Below are 19,210 nucleotides of genomic sequence, written 5' to 3' on the forward strand. Positions count from 1 at the left end.
CTCAGCCCGGATGCTGCGCTTCCGCTTTGCGCCACTGCCAGCCCAGGCTGAAGTACTGGCTTAGCCCCAGCGCCGAGTGCCAGCCAGCGGCGTAGTCAAGCTGAAAATCGCCGGCCCGCAGGCCCACGCCGCCAGTGGCCTGCTGGCTGAGGCTGGCGTAGCCTAGCCGCACGGCCACGGCCGCGGTGGGCAGGTACTCGAGGCCGGCTTTCACGCCAGCGTCGCGCTCCACGTCTTTTTCGGCTTCGGCCAGTAGCAGCACCTGCTGGCCGGCGCGGTAGGCCAGGCCGGCGCGCAGCACGGTGGGCACGCGCTCGTCCTGGTAGTCGGCCAGCCGGGCCTGGGCCAGGTTGTAGAGGTGCACGCCCAAGGTGAGGCGTTGGGGCAAAATTTCAGCTTGCCCGCCTAAGGAGGCGACCAGTACGCGCCGGCTGCCCAGGTCCTGAAAGCTCACTTGCAGCGCATCGAGCCGGCCGCCGATGTTTATCACCCCTAGCCGGTAGCCGTAGGCCGCACCTACCCGCAGCTCATTATATAGCACGCCGCCAAAGCGTTGCGCCTCCAGCCCCAGCACGCCGTGGCTGGCGCGGGGCGGTTGCCCAGCTGCTAGGGGCTCTACCGGGCCTAGCGGCAGTGCTACGGCCACGGCTGCCACATTCAGGCTCGGGATAAGGTAGCGGTTTTCAAAGTACAGGCCCGCAGTGGGCTTGGTGATAGTGCCCAGCCCGGCTGGGTTGTTAGCAGCTGCCCATACCTCGCCCGCCAGGGTGGCCGAGGCGTTGCCTAGCGCCTGCGCGCGGCCGCCGTGCCCAGCCGGGCCATTGCCCTGGGCTACCAAAGCGCTTGGCATTAACAGCAAGTTGATAAGTAGTAATAGTAAGTATTTTATCATACGCGCTATTAAAAGGGATAAAGTCGAAATATAAGCTTGATAAATTTTTTAGAATACGAAGTATTGCAAGTCTTGCGGATAAAAGAGGCAGTTACGAAGCCCCTGCCGATGATTGAGGCAGCCGGTACCGAACTTTGTGGCCTCGCCCCGCCTTTTCCTGCTTATGCTGCGTCGCTTACTGCTGCTGCTGGTGCGGTTTTACCAGCTCTTTATTTCGCCACTTACCCCCCCTAGCTGCCGCTACACGCCCACCTGCTCGGCCTACGCGGCCGAGGCCATCGGCAAGTATGGCGCGTGGCGCGGGGGGCGGCTGGCCCTGCGGCGCATTGGGCGTTGCCACCCCTGGGGCGGCTCGGGCTACGACCCGGTGCCCTAGTGCCTGAAGATATAATGAAAGCTTAACCATGCGGGCGGCCTTTGCCGTACACGCAGGCCTATGCTTTGTATTCCATTCGTTATTCGCCCGCTAGTGGGCATAATGCTCCTTACCGCAGCCTGTTCGTCGGCCCCTAGCGAACAAGCCGTGGCTGGCCAGCCACAGGAAGCCGCCCAAGCCAAGCCCGGCAAAAAAGGGAAAAAAGGTGGCCACAAAAAGAACAAAGAAGAGGTCTCTGCCGATGGATTGCGCAGCGTGGGCAAGCTCACGCAGGGCATTCTGGAAAGCTCGGGGCTGTGCGCCGCGCCCGAGGCCGGCACCTACTTCACGTTTGGCGACGATGGCGAGCCCCCCGTAGTGTACCGCGTCGATGGCCGCGGCCAGCAGGTGGGCCAGTTTACCCTCGGCGCACCCAACCACGACTGGGAAAGCCTAAGCCGCGACAACAGCGGCAACTACTACATGGGCGACTGCGGCAACAACAACTCGGACCGCCAGAACCTGGCCATCCTGCGGTTTCGGCCCGCCACCCCGAGTCAGGTCGGCAAAATCAACTTCAAATACCCCGACCAAACTGAGTTTCCGCCCAGCAAGCAGGAGCGCAACTTCGACTGCGAGGCCAGCCTCTGGCACGACGGACAGGTGTATTTGTTTACCAAAGACCGCGCTACCCAGAGCACCTGCAAGGTGTACACGGTGCCCGACCAGCCCGGCAGCTACACCGCCAAGCTCATTACCAAGCTGGCCATTCCGGGCGAAGTGACCGATGCCACGCTCTCGCCCGACGGCCACCGCCTCGTGCTGCTGGCCCGGCAAGAGTTGTTTATACTGGATGGTAATTCCTGGGCCGACATCCTGAAAGCCAGCCCCCGCCACATCAGCCTGAAAGGCGCCGGGCAAACCGAAGGCGCGGCTTTCAAAGACCAGAATACGCTGCTCATCACCACCGAGCAGGGTGATGTGTACGAGCTCGGTTTATAAATCCTGGCGAGCATAAAAAAAGCCCGCTGCACGTAAGCAGCGGGCTTTTTTTATGTGTAAGCTTTAGTGCATCCGCCTACGGCTTCACCGCTGCGGCGCGGGCGGCAGCTTCTTCCTCGGCCAGGTCGCGCGGGGCGTAACCATAGGGGTTCTTGGGGTCTTTGCCGGCGCGCAGCAGCACCCACAAGCCAATGAGAATGAACGGAATGCTGAGTAGCTGCCCGATATTGAGGTGGTACTGCGCGATGATGCCCGTTTCTTGGGATACCTGATTTTCTTTTAAGTATTCAACCCCAATGCGGAAGCTGAAGAGCAGCACCACAAACAGCCCGAAAAGCAGGCCGCGCGGTGTGCGCTCCTTGTATTTATTCCAGAGGCTATAGAGCAGCACTAGTAGGAAAATGCAAAACAGCGACTCATAAATCTGGGTTGGGTGGCGTGGCACGGCCACTTCGGTGGTGGCGCTAGGGGTGGAGCCGGCGGGCAATACTTCGGTGGTTTGCTCACCATTGGGCAGCTGGCTGCGCTGCACCAGCACAGCCCCGGTGGGCAGTGGTTGGTCGGGCGTATAGCGCTGCAAATGCTCGGTATCGCGCGGAAACACGAAGGCCCACGGCACATCGGTCGGCTTGCCTACAATTTCGGAGTTCATCAGGTTGCCGAGGCGGATGCACGCCCCGCCGATGGCCACCACAATCACGATACGGTCGAGCACCCAGAGGTAGTCAAACTTATTGCGCATGCTGAAAATGAACACCGCCAGCAAGATGCCGATGGTAGCGCCGTGCGAGGCCAGCCCGCCGTGCCAGATTTTGAGAATCTCGCCCGGATGCTCGCGGTACGACGGCCAGTCGTAGAAGAAAACGTGGCCTAGCCGCGCCCCCAGCACCGTGCCCACCACCATGTAGAAGGTGATAACATCGACCCAATACGGCCGCACGTTTTCTTCTTTATAAATGTGCGTGAGCACAAACGAGCCAATAACGAAGCCTAGCGCAAACAGCACGCCGTACCAGCGCAGCAGCAGCGGCCCGATTTCGGCGATAATAGGCGAGACGTTCCAGGTAATGTAAGCGAGCGGTGCAGTCATGGGCAGCAAAAAGGAAAGAGGAGTCAAAGGTAACTTCGGGCAGCGCCTGGCCGCCGCTCGGCGCAGGGCAGGGGCCTAGCCTACAATCAGCGGGTAGGGGTGGGCGATAGCTGCCCCGGGTGGCTGGCTACTGGCGCGGCCCGCAACGCCGTGCCATCGCCGCTGACGGCAAGCAGTAAGGCGGCCAGCAGCACAACATAAGCCGGGCGGCGCAGCCAGCTAGCCAGCCAAGGTAGGGGCCGGGTGCGCTCCGCCTGAAGGCGGGCCTGCACCCGGGCATAAAAAAATGGCCGGGGCTCGGGCGGGGGCTGGCGCCGCAAGCGGGCTAGCAACTCCTGCCACTCCGCATCGGAGCCGGGGCGAAGGTCTGGATTAGGCATGGCGAGAAGCGGGCTGAAGGTGTTGGCGCAGCGTGTGCCGAGCGCGGTAAAGCAAGGATTCGACGGCTGGCACAGTGGTGCCGAGCACGGCCGCTATTTCGTCATAACGCAAGTCTTGCTCGTAGCGCAGCGTGAAGGCCACTTGCTGCTGGCCAGGCAGGCGGCCGATGTGCAGGTATAGCTGCTGCAATTGCTGCACGCCTTCCAGCAGGGCCTGCGGGTGCGCGTGGTCGGGCGGCTCATGGAGCACCTCGTTGGTAAGGCCCAGCAGATTGGTAAAAAAGGCGAAGCGCTTGCGGGCGTTCTGCCGCCGGCGGTGCTGCAAGGCCCGCGAGGTGGCCAGCCGGTAGAGCCAGGTGCTAAGCGTGGCCTCACCCCTAAACCGGCCGATGGTTTGATATACCTCCACAAAGACCTCCTGAGCCACATCCTCCGCCTCTTCGGCCGAACGCAGCAGGGAGTAAGCCGTGCTGTACACCCGCCCTTGAAAGCGCGCAACCAGTGTGCGAAACGCTGCCTCGCTACCCTGCTGCAGCTGGGCCACCAGCTCGGTATCGGCGGCGCCCGCGCTAGGGGTAGGCGACTCAGCAAGGGTGGCCGGCAACGGCAGGCAATACGCCATAGCTAAACAAGGAGGTGAGTGCAGTAAAAAGCTTTCGTGGGGCCAACGCGGCCCAGCCGGTCTGCCCCACGAAAGCTAAGGTGCCCTTGTAGTTAAAAACTTGCGCCGTCCTGTCTGTGCTACTAGTAAGATGCTGACTGTCAGCAATAATAATTTAACAAAAACACTATTTGTTAAAGAACAGGACTTACAGTGCCGCCAGCTCTTCGGCAAAGCCGCCGCTCAGGATGGGGAAGCGCAGCCACGAGCGCGGGTCCACATTGTAGTCGTCGAGGTGGAAGCTAGGCGCGTAGCGCTCGCGCTTCCACTGGTTGCGGCTCCAAAGCTGGTAAAAGCGCTTCACATAGGCGCGCAGCTGCTCGGGCTCGTAGTTCGGCTCTTCGGCCACGAGCTGGGCTAGCACGGCAGCCGGCGATAGCCGGTCGTAAAAGGCTAGCCGCTCGATGCGGTTGAGCAGCACGTAGGGCATGAGGTCGCGCTCGTCGGTCTGCTTGTCGGCCAGGGGGCGTAGCTCGGCGGTAGGCTGCAACGAGTTTACGTGGCGCAGCGCTTCGTAGCCAAGGGCCGTTTGGGCCCAGCGCAGCCACTTCTTTACAAAATCCTTGTCGACGCCCGCGATGGGGGAGATGCTGCCCGCCGTGTCGCCGTCCATGGTGCAGTAGCCTACACTGGCCTCCGAGCGGTTGGAGGTCGTGATAAGCAGGCAGTTCTGCACATTGGCCAGCAGCCAGATGCCAGGGGCCCGTACCCGGGCCTGGATATTTTGCAGGGCCAGGTCGTCGGTTTGCCAGGTTAATTCACGGCCTAGCGCGTGCTCAATTTTGCCCACGTAGCCGCTTACTTCCTCGTCAATCGTCCAGTCAAAGAAGCGGGCCCCGATGCTGTCGGCCAGCTCCTTTGCCGAGTTCAGCGTGTCGTCCGACGAGTTTACAGTGCCTTGGTAGGCACACGTCAACAGGTGGTTGACAAGCTGCTGATTGGTACTGGCCGGCTTCTGGTTTTCGGGAGCAGCTTTGTTTTCTACGTCTGTAGCCTGCTGCTCGGCCTTGCCGCCCGCGCCGGCCTGCGTTACGGCCGTTTTGGCCACATCGAAGGCCCCACTGCGGCGCTTAAACTCCTCTACCCCCAGTTCCTCAACTCCTAGCCGCACCATCTCGGCCACGCCCACGGCGCAGAAGCACGAGTCGGCGCCGCCGCTGAGACTCAGCACAAAGCCCCGGCTGCGCGCCTTGCGCAGGTAGTCGAAAAGGCCCAGGCTCATGGCTTGGTTGAGCTCGCGGTACTCGTCGGGCTCGGGCAGCGCCACGATTACATCGGCTACTTCGAGCGGCTCCGCGAAGTCCACGTCCACCCATTCCATATCCACTTCCTTGAAGCTCAGCAACTGGTTACGCTTAAGCAGGTGGCCATTGCGGGCAATCAGAATTTCGCCGTCGTAAATGGTGCGCCCGGCCTCGTTGCCCAGCAAGTTGGCGTAGAGGTAGGTGCATTTAAACTTGCGCGACCCGTTGAGCACCAGCTTGTAGCGCACATCGGTCTTGCTCATCGCAAAGTGGCTGGCCGACGGGTTGATAATCAACTCGACCTTACCCACGAGCCGGCAGGCCGGTCGCACATCGTCGGGCCGCCAGGCATCCTCGCAGATTTCGAACCCAAACCGCACGCCCTGGTGCTCAAAAGTAAGGTCGCCGAGCGGCCAGCTTTCGCCCTCGTGCTCCACGGTTGTCGTTTCGCCCGCCACCCAAGGCACAAAAAAGCGCGTTTCGTAGTGCACGCCATCATTAGCCAGAAACTGTTTGGCTGCGAAGCCCAGAATCTGACCGTCGCGCAGCACGGCGGCCGTGTTGTAGGTGCGGTGGGCTAGCCGCACCGGCAGGCCAACGACTACGCAAATGCCCTCCGTCAGCGGCCGAATCTGTTGTAAATGCTCCAGCGCCGCCGCCGGCAGCCAATCGCTCAAAAACAGGTCTTCGCAGTTGTAACCCGTCAGGCACAGCTCGGGCAGGCACAGCAGCTCCACGCCGGCTTCCTTGGCCTGGGCAATGGCCGTGCTGATATTCTGAATATTATGGGCCCAATCGAAGGGAATCTGGTTGAGGGCGGCTCCGGCAATGCGCATGGAAAAGCAGATAAAGAGTACATAAAGCGACTGTCATTGCGAGCGTAGCGAACCAGAGGTCGGCGGAGCCAAGCAATCACACCAAAACGATACTAGAACGAGCGGTACAGGTTTCGTTCGGGTGCGATTGCTTGGCTCCGCCGACCTTCGGTTCGCTAGGCTCACCGCCATGATAGTTGTTTTGTAAAGCAATAGCCGCTACACCCCTAGCGCGGCCAGTGCCCGCTCGGCGGCTAGCTGCTCGGCCTGCTTTTTATTGAGGCCCATACCGGTGGCAATTACCTCGTCACTCAGTAGCACGGTGGCCGTAAACTCCATCACGCCGCCCGGCCGGGGCTCGCCGCTGAGCTCGTAGCGCACTTCCTTGCCATTGCGCTGAGCCCATTCAATAAGCTTGCTCTTGTAATTAGATGTGGTAGTAGTCAGCTTATTAACGTCAACAAAAGGCTTAATTAATCCTTTAAGCACAAACTTGCGTGCCGCCTTGTAGCCCAGGTCCAGGTACACGGCGCCCACTAGGGCCTCCAGCGCATTGCCATTGACTGAGCGCGAGCGGGCCACGCGGGTTTGGGTAGCATCGAGCTGCACCAGCTTGTCGAGGCCCATTTTTAGGGCGATGGCGTTCAGGCTCTCGCGGTTCACGATGCGCGAGCGCGTTTCAGTGAGGAAGCCTTCCTGCTCGTAGGGATATTTCTTAAACAGATACTCAGCCACCACGGTACCGAGCACCGCATCGCCCAAAAATTCGAGCCGCTCGTTGCTCTGGTGGCGGCCCGCGCCGGGTTCCTGCTTCACCACCGACGAGTGCGTGAAAGCCAGTTGGTAGAGGCGCGCATTCTGCGGGTCTTGGCCGATGACGGTGGCTACAGCCTGCCGAAACTGTTTATCGCTGCCCAGCAGCCGCCGGAACAGGCCAAAGAGGGGAAGGGGCATCTTGATAGTAGCGGTTAGCTAGTGGTACTGATAAAATAAACCAGAACGTCATGCTGAGCTTGCCGAAGCATCTCTACCGCGCCGCTAGGGTATCGTTCGGTAGAGATGCTTCGGCAAGCGCAGCATGACGTTCTTAATCAGGCGCAGTAAGGCGTAAAAGCCTATTCGGTCAGCTTGCGGAACACCACGCTGGTGTTGTGCCCGCCGAAGCCAAACGTGTTGCTGATGGCCACATTCACGTCGCGCTTCTGCGCCACGTTGGGCGTGAAGTTCAGCTTTTGGTTGATTTCCGGGTCGGGCGTGTGCAGGTTGATGGTGGGCGGCACCATGCCGTGCTGCATAGCCAAGATGCTGGCCACCGCTTCAATGCCGCCGGCGCCCCCTAGCAGGTGGCCGGTCATACTCTTAGTGGAAGAGATGTTGATTTTGGGCGCGTGTTCACCAAAAACGGTTTCGATGGCTTTAATCTCAGCGCCGTCGCCGAGCGGCGTGCTCGTGCCGTGCGTGTTGATGTAGTCCACATCTTCAGGCTTGATGCCTGCGTCGCGCAGCGCATTTTGCATTACCAGCACTACGCCCGAGCCCGTAGGGTCGGGCGCCGTAATATGGTAGGCATCCGACGACATGCCGCCGCCGATAACCTCACAGTAGATTTTAGCGCCGCGCGCCTTGGCGTGCTCATATTCTTCGAGCACCAGCGCGCCAGCGCCTTCGCCCAGCACAAAGCCATCGCGGTCTTTGTCGTAGGGGCGCGAGGCCGAGGCCGGGTCATCATTACGCTCACTCATGGCCTTGAGGGCGTTGAAGCCGCCCACGCCCGATTCGGTAATGGCCGCCTCCGAGCCGCCGGTCACGATAGCATCGGCCAGGCCCAGGCGGATGTTGTTGAAGGCCGCAATCAGCGCGTCGTTCGACGAGGCGCAGGCCGACGTGGTCACGTAGTTGGGCCCGCGAAAGCCATTCTTGATGGAGATGTTGCCCGACGATGAGTCGGCAATCATGCGCGGAATGAAGAACGGCGAGTACCGGGGTGTGCCGTCACCGCGCTCAAACTGGAAGCACTCTTCTTGCAGCGACTTCAGCCCGCCAATGCCCGAGCCCCAGATAACACCTACGCGGTCTTTATCGACACCGCCCGTCAGCAGGCCGGCGTCGGCAATGGCTTCATCAGAAGCAATGACGGCGAATTGTGTAAACAAGTCCATCTTAGGCCCTTGCTTGCGCTCGAAATAATCGAGGGGGTTGTAGTTTTTTACCTCGCAGGCAAAGCGGGTTTTGAACTTGGTGGCGTCGAAGCGGGTGATGGGGGCGGCTCCGCTAACCCCATTTACGAGCCCTTCCCAGTAGGCAGGGGCAGTATTACCCAGCGGGGTGATGGCCCCAATACCGGTTACGACAACGCGGCGGATGGACGACATAAGGCAAACGCCGAGTGGGCGGCGTAGTTAGAAACGAAACAAGGGGTAGGGGTAAAGCAGCAAAACCGGCCGGCGGCGGGCCGGCCGGTATAGGCATTTTTAAGCCAGACTGCTAATGGCAGCCAGGCTTCAATTAGACTACTTAGCGTGCTCTTCGAGGTAGCTTACTGCCTGGCCCACGGTCTGGATGTTCTCAGCCTGGTCATCGGGGATGCTAACGTTGAATTCCTTTTCGAATTCCATAATCAGCTCCACGGTGTCGAGCGAATCGGCACCCAGGTCGTTGGTGAAGCTGGCTTCCGGAGTTACTTCCGAGGCTTCAACGCCCAGCTTGTCGATAATGATGGCTTTTACTTTTTCGGCGATTTCAGACATTGCAGTCGTGGTTAAGGGGGAAACTTGCCTGCAAAGTAACGCACCTTTTGGCAACTACGCCGCGAAACCCCTCTTCGAGGGGCGTACAATATTTTGGCTTGGCGCCAAAAAGAGGCAGCCAGGGCCCCGCCGAAAGCTGTAGCTTTGCATTTCGCCCCTGCCCCATGAAAACCCTTACCCTGGAGCCAGAGTACGACTGCGACTTCGCCCTGTTTGGCCTTGTGTCGAGCACCCGCGACTATACGCTGGCCTGGAGCCTCAACCGGGGCTTGCGCATGCGGCTGGTGCGCCAGCCCGACTTTGTGCTGAACCTGGTGCAGCAGGGTGCTCTAGCTTTCAGCTACTACCTCTACGCCACGGAGGCGCTTACTTTGCGCCTGCTGCGCAATCGGGCGGCGCTGCCTTCTACGCTTGCCAAGCCGTTTCTGGCCCCCGATATCAGAGAATACGACTACCTGCTGCAGGTGCAGGGCGGTGCCGACGAGTGGGCCGGTATTGAGCTGCTCGACCGCCTCACCGCGCTGCCAGCCGTGCAGTACGCCAGCGAGTTTGACCCCAACGAATTGAAGTATAAAGAAAACCTGATTTTTTAACCAAGCTGCTTAACTCTTTCCGCATGCAACCGTCCCCCGTGTCTTTCAATAAAACCAAAATCGTGGCCACCGTCGGCCCCGCTTCCAACACCTACGAGCGCCTGGGTATGCTCATCCGGGAGGGCGTCGATGTATTTCGCCTCAACTTCTCGCACGGCGCTTATGAAGAGCACCTGTCGGTAATCAACACTGTGCGCCGCCTTAATAAGGATATGCGCACCAACGTGGGCCTGCTGCAAGACCTGCAAGGGCCGAAAATTCGCCTTGGTGAGGTAGAAGGCGGCGGCGTTGAAATAAAGCGTGGCGACAAAATCAAGCTTATCTGCGGCGAAAAGGAAATCAGCACGGCCACGCGCCTGAGCACGATTTACCTGGGCCTGGCCCGCGACGTCAAGCCCGGCGACATGATTCTCATCGACGATGGTAAGATTGAGCTGAAAGTGCTCGCCACTGACCGCGACAAGGAGGTAGACGTAGAAGTGATATACGGCGGCCTTGTAAAGCCCCGCAAGGGCATTAACCTGCCCGACTCGGAGGTTTCGGCCCCTAGCATGACCGAGAAGGACATTGAAGATTTGAAATTCGGTCTGGAGCACGACGTGGACTGGGTGGCGCTGAGCTTTGCCCGCAAAGCTGAAGACATCCGCTTTATCAAAAACCTGATTGCGGAGGCCGGCAAGAATACCCGTGTAGTAGCCAAAATCGAGACGCCCGATGGCCTGCGCAACATCGACGAAATCATCGCCCTCACCGATGCCGTGATGGTAGCCCGAGGCGACCTCGGCGTGGAGGTGAAGATGGAGGAAGTGCCGATGGCCCAGAAGATGATTATTGAGAAGTGCAACAGGGCTGGCAAGCCCGTTATCGTAGCCACCCAGATGATGGAGAGCATGATAACGGCCCCGCGCCCGACTCGCGCCGAAACCAGCGACGTAGCCAACGCCGTTATCGATGGTGCCGACGCCGTGATGCTCTCCGCCGAAACCGCCGTGGGCCAGTACCCGGCCGAGGTTATCCGCTCGATGGTAGCTACTATTCTGAGCGTGGAAAGCCGCAGCCCTAAGCTGTTCTACAAGTGGTGGCCTGTTGATTCGGCTGCCCCTACTTTCGTAGAAGACAGCATTCTGTCAGCCTCCTGCCACTTGGCTAAGAACACTGCCGCCCGCGTTATCACGGGCATGACAGGCAAAGGCTATACGGCCTTCCAGCTAGCGAAGTATCGCCCCAAGGCCGATATCTTCATCTTCACCGACAACCGGCCGCTGCTCACAGTGCTGAGCCTAGTGTGGGGCGTACGCTGCTTCTACTACGACCGCTTCAACAGCACTGATAGCACCATTGCCGACATCAAGAACATCCTGACGACTACCGGTCACCTCAACACCGGCAACGTGTTCATCACGACGGGCACCATGCCCATCAGCGAGCGCGGCCGGGCCAATATGGTGAAAGTGAGCGTGGCGTAACCTGACCGCAGATTCAAGCGGATTACGCAGATACGCCCGCTAAAGCGGGCTGACTACGCTGATTTCGGTTTGCTATAACTAAAAAGGCCGCCTCAGCAAGAGGTGGCCTTTTTACTTGATGGAACGCACACAGCGGTAGCATCCGCCTAATGCGACAACCTAGCTGCGTGGTCAACTCGCTTCAGCAGGCGTATCGCCGAAATCTGTTCAATCCGTTTGAAGCTGCGGTCCACGCAAAAAGCCCCGCTAGCAGTAGCGGGGCTTTCTGGTGATGAGCGCGGGACCGAACGGTGGGGCGGCAGAGTTCGGTCCCGCTAAACTCGTCTCGCGCTAAAGCGCGTTAACGAGTTTTGTCAGCTTGCTCTTGTTGTTAGCAGCTTTGTTTTTGTGGATGATGTTCTTCTTGGCCAGGCGGTCCAGCATCGAAGTTACTTTCTTCAGCAGCTCCTGAGCAGCCGTTTTATCGGTAGTGCCGCGCAGTTTTTTGATAGCCGTGCGGGTAGACTTGTGCTGGTAGCGGTTCAGTACGCGCTTCGCTTCGTTGCTGCGGATGCGCTTAATAGCCGACTTATGGTTTGCCATGACAAAAAAGAAAATTCTATAGAGACAGCCGGACGGCTGCGGTTTTCGCGTTTGGGAGGGCAAAGGTAAGCAATAAATCTAAGAAATCCCAGCGCTTATAAGAGAAAAAAAGGAGCTGTAAGCGCGTCAGCGTAAGCGGGCAAACAGCTAGCTGCTACGCGCATCTTTGCGGGGATAACGCGTCAGGTACACCTGGGAGCAGCAGGTTGGCGCTGCTTTTGCTGCAAAATATAGGCTAGCTGACCAGTTTATTCTCTTGCTTTTATGCCGCTGCTTCCCGCCTCTTCCTATCGTCCGGCTGCCCTGCTCGCCAATGGCCACCTGCAAACTATTGCCGCCAGCACCTTGCGCAGGGTGCCCGAGGTGCGCTACCAGCGCGAGCGGCTGGAACTGCCCGACGGCGACTTTGTGGACCTCGACTGGTCGCTGGCTAAAGCAGGGCAGCCGGCGCGGCGGCTAGGGGTCATTTCGCACGGGCTGGAGGGCGACAGCAGCCGGCCCTACGTGCGCGGTATGGCGCGGGCCCTCAACCAAGCGGGCTTTGACGCGCTGGCCTGGAACTACCGCGGCTGCGGCGGCGAAACCAACCGCCTGCTGCGCGCCTACCACCTCGGTGATACCGACGACCTGGCCGAGGTTATCAAGCATGCCACCGAAGCAAAAGGCTACCCGGAAATTTACCTGACCGGCTTCTCGGCCGGTGGCAACGTGACGCTTAAATACCTGGGCGAAAACGCGGCGCGGGTGCCAGCGCAGGTACGGCGAGCGGCCGTGTTTTCGGTGCCCACCGACCTGAAGGCCAGCTCAGTGCACATCAGTCGCTGGCAGAATCAGATTTATCTGCGGCGCTTCATGAACTCGCTCAAGGAAAAGATGCGGGTGAAAGATTCGCACCTGCCCGGCCAGCTCGACCTCACCGAGCTCAACCAGCTGCGCGATTTTCCGCAGTTTGACGAGCGCTACACGGCGCCGCTGCACGGCTTTGCCTCGGCCGATGATTATTACGAGCAGTCGGCCTCTGGGCGCTACCTGGCGGGCATTCGCGTTCCTACGCTGCTGGTAAATGCCCTGAACGACCCATTTTTGCCGGCTAGCTGCTTTCCGCGTGAGGCGGCATCGGCCAGCCAGTTTTTCTTCCTCGAAACGCCGGCCGGCGGCGGGCACGTCGGCTTCAACGAAGGCGGGCCCGCCGGACCGTACTATTCCGAGCGGCGGGCCATCGACTTTTTTACCCGCGCCGTGCCCGGCTAGGGCTGTGCCTGCAACCAAAAATAGGCCGAAGCCACATCGTCGAAAGTGGCAATAACAGGCTGCTGAACGCGAAGCAATACAGCATCGGTAGCCTTACGAGCGGCGAAATTGCGGGGATATATCCAGGCTAGCGCAGCGAGCCCCGCCGTACGCATTTCGCTTAGCCACCACGCGCCCCACTCGCTCATTTCGACGGTAGTATTTGTGATGCGGCTGTTATCGTTCAGGATTTTCCTGGTGGGGTGAAGCCGTAGCTGCTCAAGCAGCAGCACACAGGCTTCGCGTGAGGTTTCCTGCGTGTGGTCTCCATACCAATCAGCATAAAGCCACTGATTGGTATGGTCGTAGGAAATACTGATTCCGGCCCGGTCAGCAAGTAGCTCTAGCTGCATGATGCAAATGAAAAAACAAAGCTAGCGCCTATCCGGGGGGCCGGAAGGGCGCTAGCAGAACCGTGTTGCCTAAGCCTAGGCTGTTTGCGGGGGCGAAGTGGCCTCGATAGCCGAGAACGTCTCCAGAATTTTGTAAGTGTGCGAGGCGCCCTGCGGCACCAGATACGACGCGCCGGGCTCCAGCATCGTCACCTTATTTTCGAGGTGCAGCTCGGCACGGCCTTTTAGTACGTAGCCTACGGTTTCGTAAGGCTTATTGCTGAGGGGTTTAGGCTCGCCGGGCTCTTCGTTTTCCCAGAGGCGCAGTGCCACGTGGTGGCCGGTGGCCAGGTGTTTGGCGCCGTCGGCTCCAGGCGTGGCCGATGCGGCATTGACATTGGTAGTAGACATGGAAAAGGGAAGTAACGCGCAGTAAGCCACGCTTATTAAGAAGATAAATAAAGAGGAGCTAGGCGCGGCAAGCATGCCAGGCAGCCCCCGGGCTACTAACGGCCGAGCTAGCCCAGCGGTTGTGCCAAGCGCGTCAAAACCTTCGCCCCGGCCGCTCGGTTAAGAAACCCATGCTAGCGGGGTATTTTATCCTGCCAGCCATTTTTGCACCCTAGCCATGATTCTGCCGTGTCTGCCGCCGCTCTCGAAACCTTTGCCGAGCAATTGGCGCGGGCGCATGCGGCCGTGCCCAGCGCCCTTCCAGGGCAGGCTTTCTGCGCGCTAGCCGAGCAGGTGCTGGCGGTGCTCTTCCCCGAGCGCGCCGCCCGGCCGCTGGCCGGCACCGATGCCGTAGCGGCCACCCTCTACCACCTGCAGGCCGAGCTGGCCGAGCTGCTGGCCCAGGTGCCCGGCTTGCCCAGCGCCCCGGGCGCCCTGGCCCATAGCCTCTTCAATGGCCTGCCGATGCTGCGCGAAGCCCTGTTGCGCGATGCCGAAGCTACCCTGGCCGCCGACCCCGCTGCCCAAAGTATGGGGGAGATACTAAGCACGTACCCCGGGTTTTATGCCACGGCGCTGCACCGGCTGGCCCACGCGCTGCACCAGCGTGGCGTGCCGCGCCTGCCGCGCCTGCTGAGCGAGTACGCGCATCAGCGCACGGGCATCGACATTCACCCCGGCGCCCGCATCGGAACCGCGTTTTGCATCGACCACGGCACGGGTATCGTGATTGGCGAAACGGCTGAGATTGGCGCGCATGTGCAAATCTATCAAGGCGTTACGCTAGGGGCGCTGAGCGTCACCAAGGGCTTGCAAGGCCTCAAGCGCCACCCTACTATTGAAGACCATGTCGTGATTTATGCCAACGCCACCATCCTGGGTGGTAGCACGGTTATTGGCACGCGCAGCATTATCGGCGGCAACGTGTGGCTGACCGAGAGCGTGCCCTCGCACTCGCGGGTGTATCACCGGGCACAGCTGCATATGGCCCGGCAAGATGACCCGGCCGGTGAGCTAATGTTCTCTATTTAACTTAATTGCCTTCTCTTAACTCCCCCTCACTCCACCCCATGAAAGCTAATTCTATGCTCGACGTTATCGGGCACACGCCGCTGGTCAAACTCAACCGCTTATTCGCCGCCGAGCGCCCCGATGTGGAGGTGTGGGTGAAGCTGGAGCGCCAAAACCCCGGCGGCTCCATCAAGGACCGCATCGGGCTGAGCATGATTGAGCAAGCCGAAAAAGACGGTATTCTCACCAAAGACAGCCTCATTGTGGAGCCTACCTCGGGTAATACCGGCGTGGGGCTAGCCCTGGTAGCCGCCGTGAAAGGCTATAAAATCACGCTCGTAATGCCCGAGAGCATGAGCATTGAGCGCCGCCGCCTCATGGCGGCCTACGGCGCCAACCTGGAGCTAACGCCCCGCGAGGGCGGCATGAAAGCCGCTATTGCCAAGGCCCAGGAAATAGTAGACAGCACGCCCGGCGCCTGGATGCCCATGCAGTTCTCGAACCCCGCTAACATTGCGGTGCACGTGGCTACCACGGCCCAGGAAATCCTGGCCGATTCGCCGGAAGGCGGCTTCGATATGCACATCACGGGTGTGGGGACGGGTGGCCACATCACGGGCGTTACGGAAGTGCTTAAGCCACTGTTTCCCAATATGAAGACCTTTGCCGTGGAGCCCGACTTGTCGCCGGTTATCAGTGGTGGCGCGCCCGGGCCGCACCCCCTGCAGGGCCTGGGTGCGGGCTTTATTCCCGAAAACCTGCACACCGACCTGCTCGATGGCGTGATTCAGGTGAGCCGCGACGAGGCCTTTGAGATGACGCGCCGCGCCGCCCGCGAAGAGGGCATTCTATGCGGTATTTCATCGGGCGCCTCGCTGGCTGCCGTGGCCAAAAAGCTGGCCGACGTGCCGCAGGGAGGCAAGGTGCTCACCTTCTGCTACGACACCGGCGAGCGCTACCTCTCGGTAGAAGGCTTGTTTGTGTAAAGCGCTAGGGTAGCTGAAAAACTACTCCGCACACAGAACGTCAGGCTGAGCTTGTCGAAGCAGCTCGTCCGCGCCGCTGGGGGCCTAATCCCAACGGTGCGAGCGAACCGCTTCGACAAGCTCAGCCTGACGTTCTTTTGTTTTTTGATTTTCAACCACGTATAAGCAGGTATGGAAAAACTGGAAATTTCGGCCGACCGCTTCTGGCGCTGGGCGCTACCTGTGGCTGTGCTAGCCTGTCTCTACGTCAACTATGTGTACAATGCCAGCCCACCCGCCGGCGCGCTCAGCAACGGCGCCATGTCGGCCCGGCATCCCACGCTACTCACGCCGGCGGGCTACGCCTTCAGCATCTGGGGCATCATCTTTTTGGGGCTGGTAGTGTACGCAGTGTGGCAATTGCTGCCGGCGCAGCGGGGCGCCCGCTTGCCATTGGCCATCAACGGCTTGCTGACGATGGCCGTGCTGGCCACTACCGCCTGGACGCTGGTATTCAGCTATGAGCTCATCAGTGCCAGCCTCACCGTGATGGTGTTGCTGCTGCTACTGCTGGCCCAGGCCTACGGCCGGGCGCGGCAGCTGGTGCTTATGCAGATGGCTCCCGGCTGGCCCACGTGGTTTCTGAGCTTTTACCTGGGCTGGATAATGCTGGCCACTGTGCTCAATTTCATCTTCGGGCTGCGCGATGGCTTTGGCCTTACTTGGTCGGCCGAGGTGAGCGTGGCCGCTTGTTGCGCACTGCTGCTGGTGGCCGTAGGGCTGGGGGTGGGGCTAGCCTGGCGCAGCCACGATGTGCGGCTGCCGCTGCCTATTGCCTGGGGGCTCGTTGGCACCTGGGTGGCCCAGCGGGCTAGCCAGCCTGGCCTGGCCATGGCGGCGCTAGGGGCCGCCTCGGTGCTGCTACTGAGCGCGGCCGTGGTGGGCTGGCGGCGCAGCCAGCAGGTGCTGGCGGCCGGGTAGGGGCGGGGAGCTAGCGGCAGCCTGTACTTTTGAGGTAATTGTTACAAGGGGCAGCGGCTTGTTCTTCCTGCGAGAGCAAGGAGCGGCTCCTGCTTAACAACCATCAATCACCTATCAATAAGCACCCTACATGCGCCAGAAATTCGTTGCCGGCAACTGGAAAATGAACCTTACCCTGCCCGAAGCGCAGGCCCTGACCTCGGAAATAGTGCATATGCTGCACGATGAGCTTTCCGGCCCCAAGCCGCAGGTGGTTATCTGCCCGCCCTTTCCGCTACTGATGGGCGTGCACCGGCTGCTGGGCGACAGCGGCAACCCCGCGCTAGGGGCCCAGAACTTCCACCAGAAGGAAAGCGGCGCCTACACCGGCGAGGTATCGGCCCGGCAGCTGCATTCAGTGGGCTGCGAGTACGTGATACTCGGCCACTCGGAGCGCCGCCAGCACTTCCGCGAAGACGATGCCTTGCTGGCAGAGAAGCTACGCACGGCCCTAGCTGCGGGCCTGAAGCCAATTTTCTGCGTGGGCGAAAGCCTCGAAACCCGCGAAGCCGACGAAACCTTCGACTTTATCGGCCAGCAGCTGGCCAACGGATTGTTTCACCTCAGCAAGGAAGACTTCGCGAAAGTAGTTATCGCCTACGAGCCTATCTGGGCCATTGGTACCGGCCGCACAGCCACCAGCGCGCAGGCGCAGGAGGTGCACGCGTTCATTCGCCAGCAGGTAGCTGCCGCCTATGACCAAGCCACAGCCGACGATACCACTATCCTCTACGGTGGCTCGGCCAACGCCCAGAATGCCCGCGAGCTTTTCAGCCAGCCCGATGTAGACGGCGGTCTTATTGGTGGCGCTTCATTGAAATCGCGCGATTTTGTCGAAATTGTAAAGTCCTTTTAGCTAGCTGGCACTGCAAAGAGGACGAATTGTATTTTAGGCCGAATTATTGCCTTAACCGGCTAGCCTACTGTTATAAATTCTAGTTCATCCTTTTACGCAGCTACGTCGTGCTATCTTTTTTTCTCACTTTTCTACTTTTTTTCGCGCCGCCCAATTCGGGCAGTGCGGCTAGCCGGCCGGGTAGCGCAGCTGTGCGCCCGGCCGGCTCGGTAGAACCCTGCAAAATTTACGGTTCCATCTACCTCGAAAACGACCCGCGGCGCGCCAATTCGTGCTTTGCCGTGGTGTATATTGAACCTGAGCAGGCATTTGCCGACGTGTTGGTTTTCAACGAAACTAACAAGCTGTTCGCTGACAAGGCCGGGCTGTGGTGCCCAGCCGAAAACCGCGAGTTTGCCGACTACACGCTGTACGTAACCACCGACCGCAGCCGGGCCGATTTCGCCATTCATTACACCAAGGTGCGCTCGTTTGCGGGCTGCAAGCAGTAGCACCGCTGCGCTGGGCAAGCGCCGCAACCGCCGGATTAGCCCCCGCTATCCTTCGGCCGCGGCGCCTGCAATGCGCGGCGGTGCTGTTGCGTTTCTACATTTTACGTTGCCAAAATGGATTTTATTGAGTTGACTGTGCAGGCCCCGCGCGAGCTGGCCGATATTCTGGTTGCCGAGCTGGGCGAAGTAGGCTTCGACACGTTTGAAGACAACGACGCTGGCTTTTGCGCCTACACTACCGAAGATGCCTTCGACCGCGACGCGGTGGCCGAGATTATGAGCCGTTACGAAGGGCTAGGCGAGCTCGCGTATTCGGACCGCGTGATAACGCGCCAGAACTGGAACCAGGAGTGGGAAAAGAATTTTCAGCCGCTTATCATCGCTGACCGCGTGTCGGTGCGGGCGCCTTTTCACCCCAAGCCCGAGGGCGTGGAGTATGATATCGAGATAATGCCGCGCATGTCGTTTGGCACCGGTCATCACGAAACTACTGCGTTGATGATTGAGAATCAGCTTGATATTGACCACCACGGCAAGCGGGTACTTGACATGGGCTGCGGCACGGGCATTCTGGCTATCATGGCCGAGATGCTGGGTGCTCGCCAGGTGCTGGCCGTAGACGTGGAGCCCTGGACCGTGGAAAATGCCCGCGACAACGCGGCCGAAAATCACTGCCGCACCATCGAGTGTCGGCTGGGCGGCGCCGAGACCCTAGCCGATGAAGAGCCCTTTGATTTGATTCTGGCCAACATCAACCGCAACGTGCTGCTCGAGGACATGCACGAATATGCGCGCCTGCTGCCCAGTGGGAAACCAATTTTATTCAGCGGGTTTTACGAAGAGGATTTACCCAAGATAACGGCCGAGGCAACCCGCCAGAACCTGCGCTACGAGCGGCACCGCACGCTGCGCAACTGGGTTTCGGCCATCTTCACCAAACTATAAGCTGCTCCGGTTACCCGCCGGGA

General features: G+C 60.0%; 22 protein-coding genes. 11 read left to right on the plus strand and 11 right to left on the minus strand.

What is annotated here, in order from left to right; genetic code table 11:
• Position 1: 1 nt before the first annotated feature.
• Positions 2–850 carry a PorV/PorQ family protein gene (locus tag J4D99_RS16215; protein ID WP_208132781.1) on the minus strand — a complete coding sequence of 283 codons (849 nt, stop codon included), beginning with the start codon at positions 848–850 and terminating at the stop codon, positions 2–4.
• Between the two features lie 205 nt (positions 851–1,055).
• Between J4D99_RS16215 and yidD the strand changes: the two genes are divergently transcribed.
• Positions 1,056–1,268 carry a membrane protein insertion efficiency factor YidD gene (gene yidD / locus J4D99_RS16220; RefSeq protein ID WP_208132782.1) on the plus strand — a complete coding sequence of 71 codons (213 nt, stop codon included), beginning with the start codon at positions 1,056–1,058 and terminating at the stop codon, positions 1,266–1,268.
• Positions 1,269–1,370: 102 nt separating this feature from the next.
• The gene (locus J4D99_RS16225; RefSeq protein ID WP_208132783.1) at positions 1,371–2,249 is read left to right on the plus strand and encodes a hypothetical protein; all 879 of its coding nucleotides are present in this window, start codon (positions 1,371–1,373) and stop codon (positions 2,247–2,249) included.
• 76 nt (positions 2,250–2,325) lie between these two features.
• Here J4D99_RS16225 and lgt read toward each other — a convergent pair whose 3' ends face one another.
• The 7 genes from lgt to J4D99_RS16260 all read right to left on the minus strand — a co-directional run bounded on the left by lgt (position 2,326) and on the right by J4D99_RS16260 (position 9,186).
• Complete coding sequence (gene lgt, locus J4D99_RS16230; protein WP_208132784.1) at positions 2,326–3,339, minus strand: prolipoprotein diacylglyceryl transferase; 1,014 nt, start codon at positions 3,337–3,339, stop codon at positions 2,326–2,328.
• Between the two features lie 86 nt (positions 3,340–3,425).
• Positions 3,426–3,719 (minus strand): hypothetical protein, encoded by a 294-nt coding sequence (locus tag J4D99_RS16235; RefSeq protein ID WP_208132785.1) that lies wholly within the window; start codon positions 3,717–3,719, stop codon positions 3,426–3,428.
• Complete coding sequence (locus tag J4D99_RS16240; RefSeq protein WP_208132786.1) at positions 3,712–4,341, minus strand: RNA polymerase sigma factor; 630 nt, start codon at positions 4,339–4,341, stop codon at positions 3,712–3,714. Before J4D99_RS16240 ends, J4D99_RS16235 begins: the two co-directional genes overlap by 8 nt.
• Before the next feature lie 187 nt (positions 4,342–4,528).
• Entirely contained in the window at positions 4,529–6,460 is a 1,932-nt protein-coding gene (nadE, locus tag J4D99_RS16245) for an NAD(+) synthase (RefSeq protein WP_208132787.1), read from the minus strand.
• Positions 6,461–6,658: 198 nt separating this feature from the next.
• On the minus strand, positions 6,659–7,393 hold the full coding sequence (gene rnc, locus J4D99_RS16250; RefSeq protein WP_208132788.1) for a ribonuclease III: 735 nt from the start codon (positions 7,391–7,393) through the stop codon (positions 6,659–6,661).
• Between the two features lie 161 nt (positions 7,394–7,554).
• On the minus strand, positions 7,555–8,811 hold the full coding sequence (gene fabF, locus J4D99_RS16255; RefSeq protein WP_208132789.1) for a beta-ketoacyl-ACP synthase II: 1,257 nt from the start codon (positions 8,809–8,811) through the stop codon (positions 7,555–7,557).
• Between the two features lie 138 nt (positions 8,812–8,949).
• Positions 8,950–9,186: an acyl carrier protein gene (locus J4D99_RS16260; protein WP_068229068.1), complete on the minus strand. Its 237-nt coding sequence runs from the start codon at positions 9,184–9,186 to the stop codon at positions 8,950–8,952.
• Positions 9,187–9,350: 164 nt separating this feature from the next.
• Between J4D99_RS16260 and J4D99_RS16265 the strand changes: the two genes are divergently transcribed.
• Positions 9,351–9,779, plus strand: coding sequence for an IPExxxVDY family protein (locus J4D99_RS16265; protein WP_208132790.1), 429 nt, complete (start codon positions 9,351–9,353; stop codon positions 9,777–9,779).
• A 23-nt stretch (positions 9,780–9,802) separates the two neighbouring features.
• Positions 9,803–11,245 (plus strand): pyruvate kinase, encoded by a 1,443-nt coding sequence (gene pyk / locus J4D99_RS16270; protein WP_208132791.1) that lies wholly within the window; start codon positions 9,803–9,805, stop codon positions 11,243–11,245.
• Between the two features lie 330 nt (positions 11,246–11,575).
• On the opposite strand, the gene rpsT is transcribed toward pyk, so the two are convergent.
• Positions 11,576–11,827 carry a 30S ribosomal protein S20 gene (gene rpsT / locus J4D99_RS16275; RefSeq protein ID WP_144852434.1) on the minus strand — a complete coding sequence of 84 codons (252 nt, stop codon included), beginning with the start codon at positions 11,825–11,827 and terminating at the stop codon, positions 11,576–11,578.
• A gap of 264 nt (positions 11,828–12,091) precedes the next feature.
• Here rpsT and J4D99_RS16280 point away from each other — a divergent pair, with 264 nt between their 5' ends.
• A complete protein-coding gene (locus tag J4D99_RS16280) occupies positions 12,092–13,078 on the plus strand; it encodes a YheT family hydrolase (protein ID WP_208132792.1) in 987 nt (328 codons plus the stop codon).
• Here J4D99_RS16280 and J4D99_RS16285 read toward each other — a convergent pair.
• Positions 13,075–13,470 carry a hypothetical protein gene (locus tag J4D99_RS16285; RefSeq protein ID WP_208132793.1) on the minus strand — a complete coding sequence of 132 codons (396 nt, stop codon included), beginning with the start codon at positions 13,468–13,470 and terminating at the stop codon, positions 13,075–13,077. The two genes, J4D99_RS16280 and J4D99_RS16285, sit on opposite strands and share 4 nt — an antisense overlap.
• A gap of 75 nt (positions 13,471–13,545) precedes the next feature.
• Positions 13,546–13,860 carry a cupin domain-containing protein gene (locus tag J4D99_RS16290; RefSeq protein ID WP_208132794.1) on the minus strand — a complete coding sequence of 105 codons (315 nt, stop codon included), beginning with the start codon at positions 13,858–13,860 and terminating at the stop codon, positions 13,546–13,548.
• A 228-nt stretch (positions 13,861–14,088) separates the two neighbouring features.
• Between J4D99_RS16290 and J4D99_RS16295 the strand changes: the two genes are divergently transcribed.
• The 6 genes from J4D99_RS16295 (at position 14,089) to prmA (ending at position 19,187) form a co-directional block, all read left to right on the plus strand.
• Positions 14,089–14,931, plus strand: coding sequence for a serine O-acetyltransferase (locus J4D99_RS16295; RefSeq protein WP_208132795.1), 843 nt, complete (start codon positions 14,089–14,091; stop codon positions 14,929–14,931).
• 38 nt (positions 14,932–14,969) lie between these two features.
• Positions 14,970–15,896, plus strand: coding sequence for a cysteine synthase A (gene cysK, locus J4D99_RS16300; RefSeq protein ID WP_208132796.1), 927 nt, complete (start codon positions 14,970–14,972; stop codon positions 15,894–15,896).
• A gap of 171 nt (positions 15,897–16,067) precedes the next feature.
• Positions 16,068–16,856, plus strand: a complete 789-nt coding sequence (locus J4D99_RS16305) for a TspO-related membrane protein (protein WP_208132797.1) — start codon at positions 16,068–16,070, stop codon at positions 16,854–16,856.
• A gap of 130 nt (positions 16,857–16,986) precedes the next feature.
• A complete protein-coding gene (gene tpiA / locus J4D99_RS16310; protein WP_208132798.1) occupies positions 16,987–17,751 on the plus strand; it encodes a triose-phosphate isomerase in 765 nt (254 codons plus the stop codon).
• 107 nt (positions 17,752–17,858) lie between these two features.
• Positions 17,859–18,242 (plus strand): 7(1) septoil knot domain-containing protein, encoded by a 384-nt coding sequence (locus tag J4D99_RS16315; RefSeq protein ID WP_208132799.1) that lies wholly within the window; start codon positions 17,859–17,861, stop codon positions 18,240–18,242.
• Positions 18,243–18,356: 114 nt separating this feature from the next.
• Positions 18,357–19,187 carry a 50S ribosomal protein L11 methyltransferase gene (gene prmA, locus J4D99_RS16320; protein WP_208132800.1) on the plus strand — a complete coding sequence of 277 codons (831 nt, stop codon included), beginning with the start codon at positions 18,357–18,359 and terminating at the stop codon, positions 19,185–19,187.
• Positions 19,188–19,210 lie beyond the last annotated feature (23 nt).

Source organism: Hymenobacter sp. BT559 (genome assembly GCF_017571525.1).
GTDB classification, from domain to species: Bacteria; Bacteroidota; Bacteroidia; order Cytophagales; family Hymenobacteraceae; genus Hymenobacter; species Hymenobacter ginsengisoli.

Excerpts from the sequence above, each read along its gene's own strand:
- J4D99_RS16215 (WP_208132781.1), bottom strand. The coding sequence starts at position 850 with ATGCCAAGCGCTTTGGTAGCCCAGGGCAATGGCCCGGCTGGGCACGGC.
- yidD (WP_208132782.1), top strand. The coding sequence starts at position 1,056 with ATGCTGCGTCGCTTACTGCTGCTGCTGGTGCGGTTTTACCAGCTCTTT.
- J4D99_RS16225 (WP_208132783.1), top strand. The coding sequence starts at position 1,371 with ATGCTCCTTACCGCAGCCTGTTCGTCGGCCCCTAGCGAACAAGCCGTG.
- lgt (WP_208132784.1), bottom strand. The coding sequence starts at position 3,339 with ATGACTGCACCGCTCGCTTACATTACCTGGAACGTCTCGCCTATTATC.
- J4D99_RS16235 (WP_208132785.1), bottom strand. The coding sequence starts at position 3,719 with ATGCCTAATCCAGACCTTCGCCCCGGCTCCGATGCGGAGTGGCAGGAG.
- J4D99_RS16240 (WP_208132786.1), bottom strand. The coding sequence starts at position 4,341 with ATGGCGTATTGCCTGCCGTTGCCGGCCACCCTTGCTGAGTCGCCTACC.
- nadE (WP_208132787.1), bottom strand. The coding sequence starts at position 6,460 with ATGCGCATTGCCGGAGCCGCCCTCAACCAGATTCCCTTCGATTGGGCC.
- rnc (WP_208132788.1), bottom strand. The coding sequence starts at position 7,393 with ATGCCCCTTCCCCTCTTTGGCCTGTTCCGGCGGCTGCTGGGCAGCGAT.
- fabF (WP_208132789.1), bottom strand. The coding sequence starts at position 8,811 with ATGTCGTCCATCCGCCGCGTTGTCGTAACCGGTATTGGGGCCATCACC.
- J4D99_RS16260 (WP_068229068.1), bottom strand. The coding sequence starts at position 9,186 with ATGTCTGAAATCGCCGAAAAAGTAAAAGCCATCATTATCGACAAGCTG.
- J4D99_RS16265 (WP_208132790.1), top strand. The coding sequence starts at position 9,351 with ATGAAAACCCTTACCCTGGAGCCAGAGTACGACTGCGACTTCGCCCTG.
- pyk (WP_208132791.1), top strand. The coding sequence starts at position 9,803 with ATGCAACCGTCCCCCGTGTCTTTCAATAAAACCAAAATCGTGGCCACC.
- rpsT (WP_144852434.1), bottom strand. The coding sequence starts at position 11,827 with ATGGCAAACCATAAGTCGGCTATTAAGCGCATCCGCAGCAACGAAGCG.
- J4D99_RS16280 (WP_208132792.1), top strand. The coding sequence starts at position 12,092 with ATGCCGCTGCTTCCCGCCTCTTCCTATCGTCCGGCTGCCCTGCTCGCC.
- J4D99_RS16285 (WP_208132793.1), bottom strand. The coding sequence starts at position 13,470 with ATGCAGCTAGAGCTACTTGCTGACCGGGCCGGAATCAGTATTTCCTAC.
- J4D99_RS16290 (WP_208132794.1), bottom strand. The coding sequence starts at position 13,860 with ATGTCTACTACCAATGTCAATGCCGCATCGGCCACGCCTGGAGCCGAC.
- cysK (WP_208132796.1), top strand. The coding sequence starts at position 14,970 with ATGAAAGCTAATTCTATGCTCGACGTTATCGGGCACACGCCGCTGGTC.
- J4D99_RS16305 (WP_208132797.1), top strand. The coding sequence starts at position 16,068 with ATGGAAAAACTGGAAATTTCGGCCGACCGCTTCTGGCGCTGGGCGCTA.
- tpiA (WP_208132798.1), top strand. The coding sequence starts at position 16,987 with ATGCGCCAGAAATTCGTTGCCGGCAACTGGAAAATGAACCTTACCCTG.
- prmA (WP_208132800.1), top strand. The coding sequence starts at position 18,357 with ATGGATTTTATTGAGTTGACTGTGCAGGCCCCGCGCGAGCTGGCCGAT.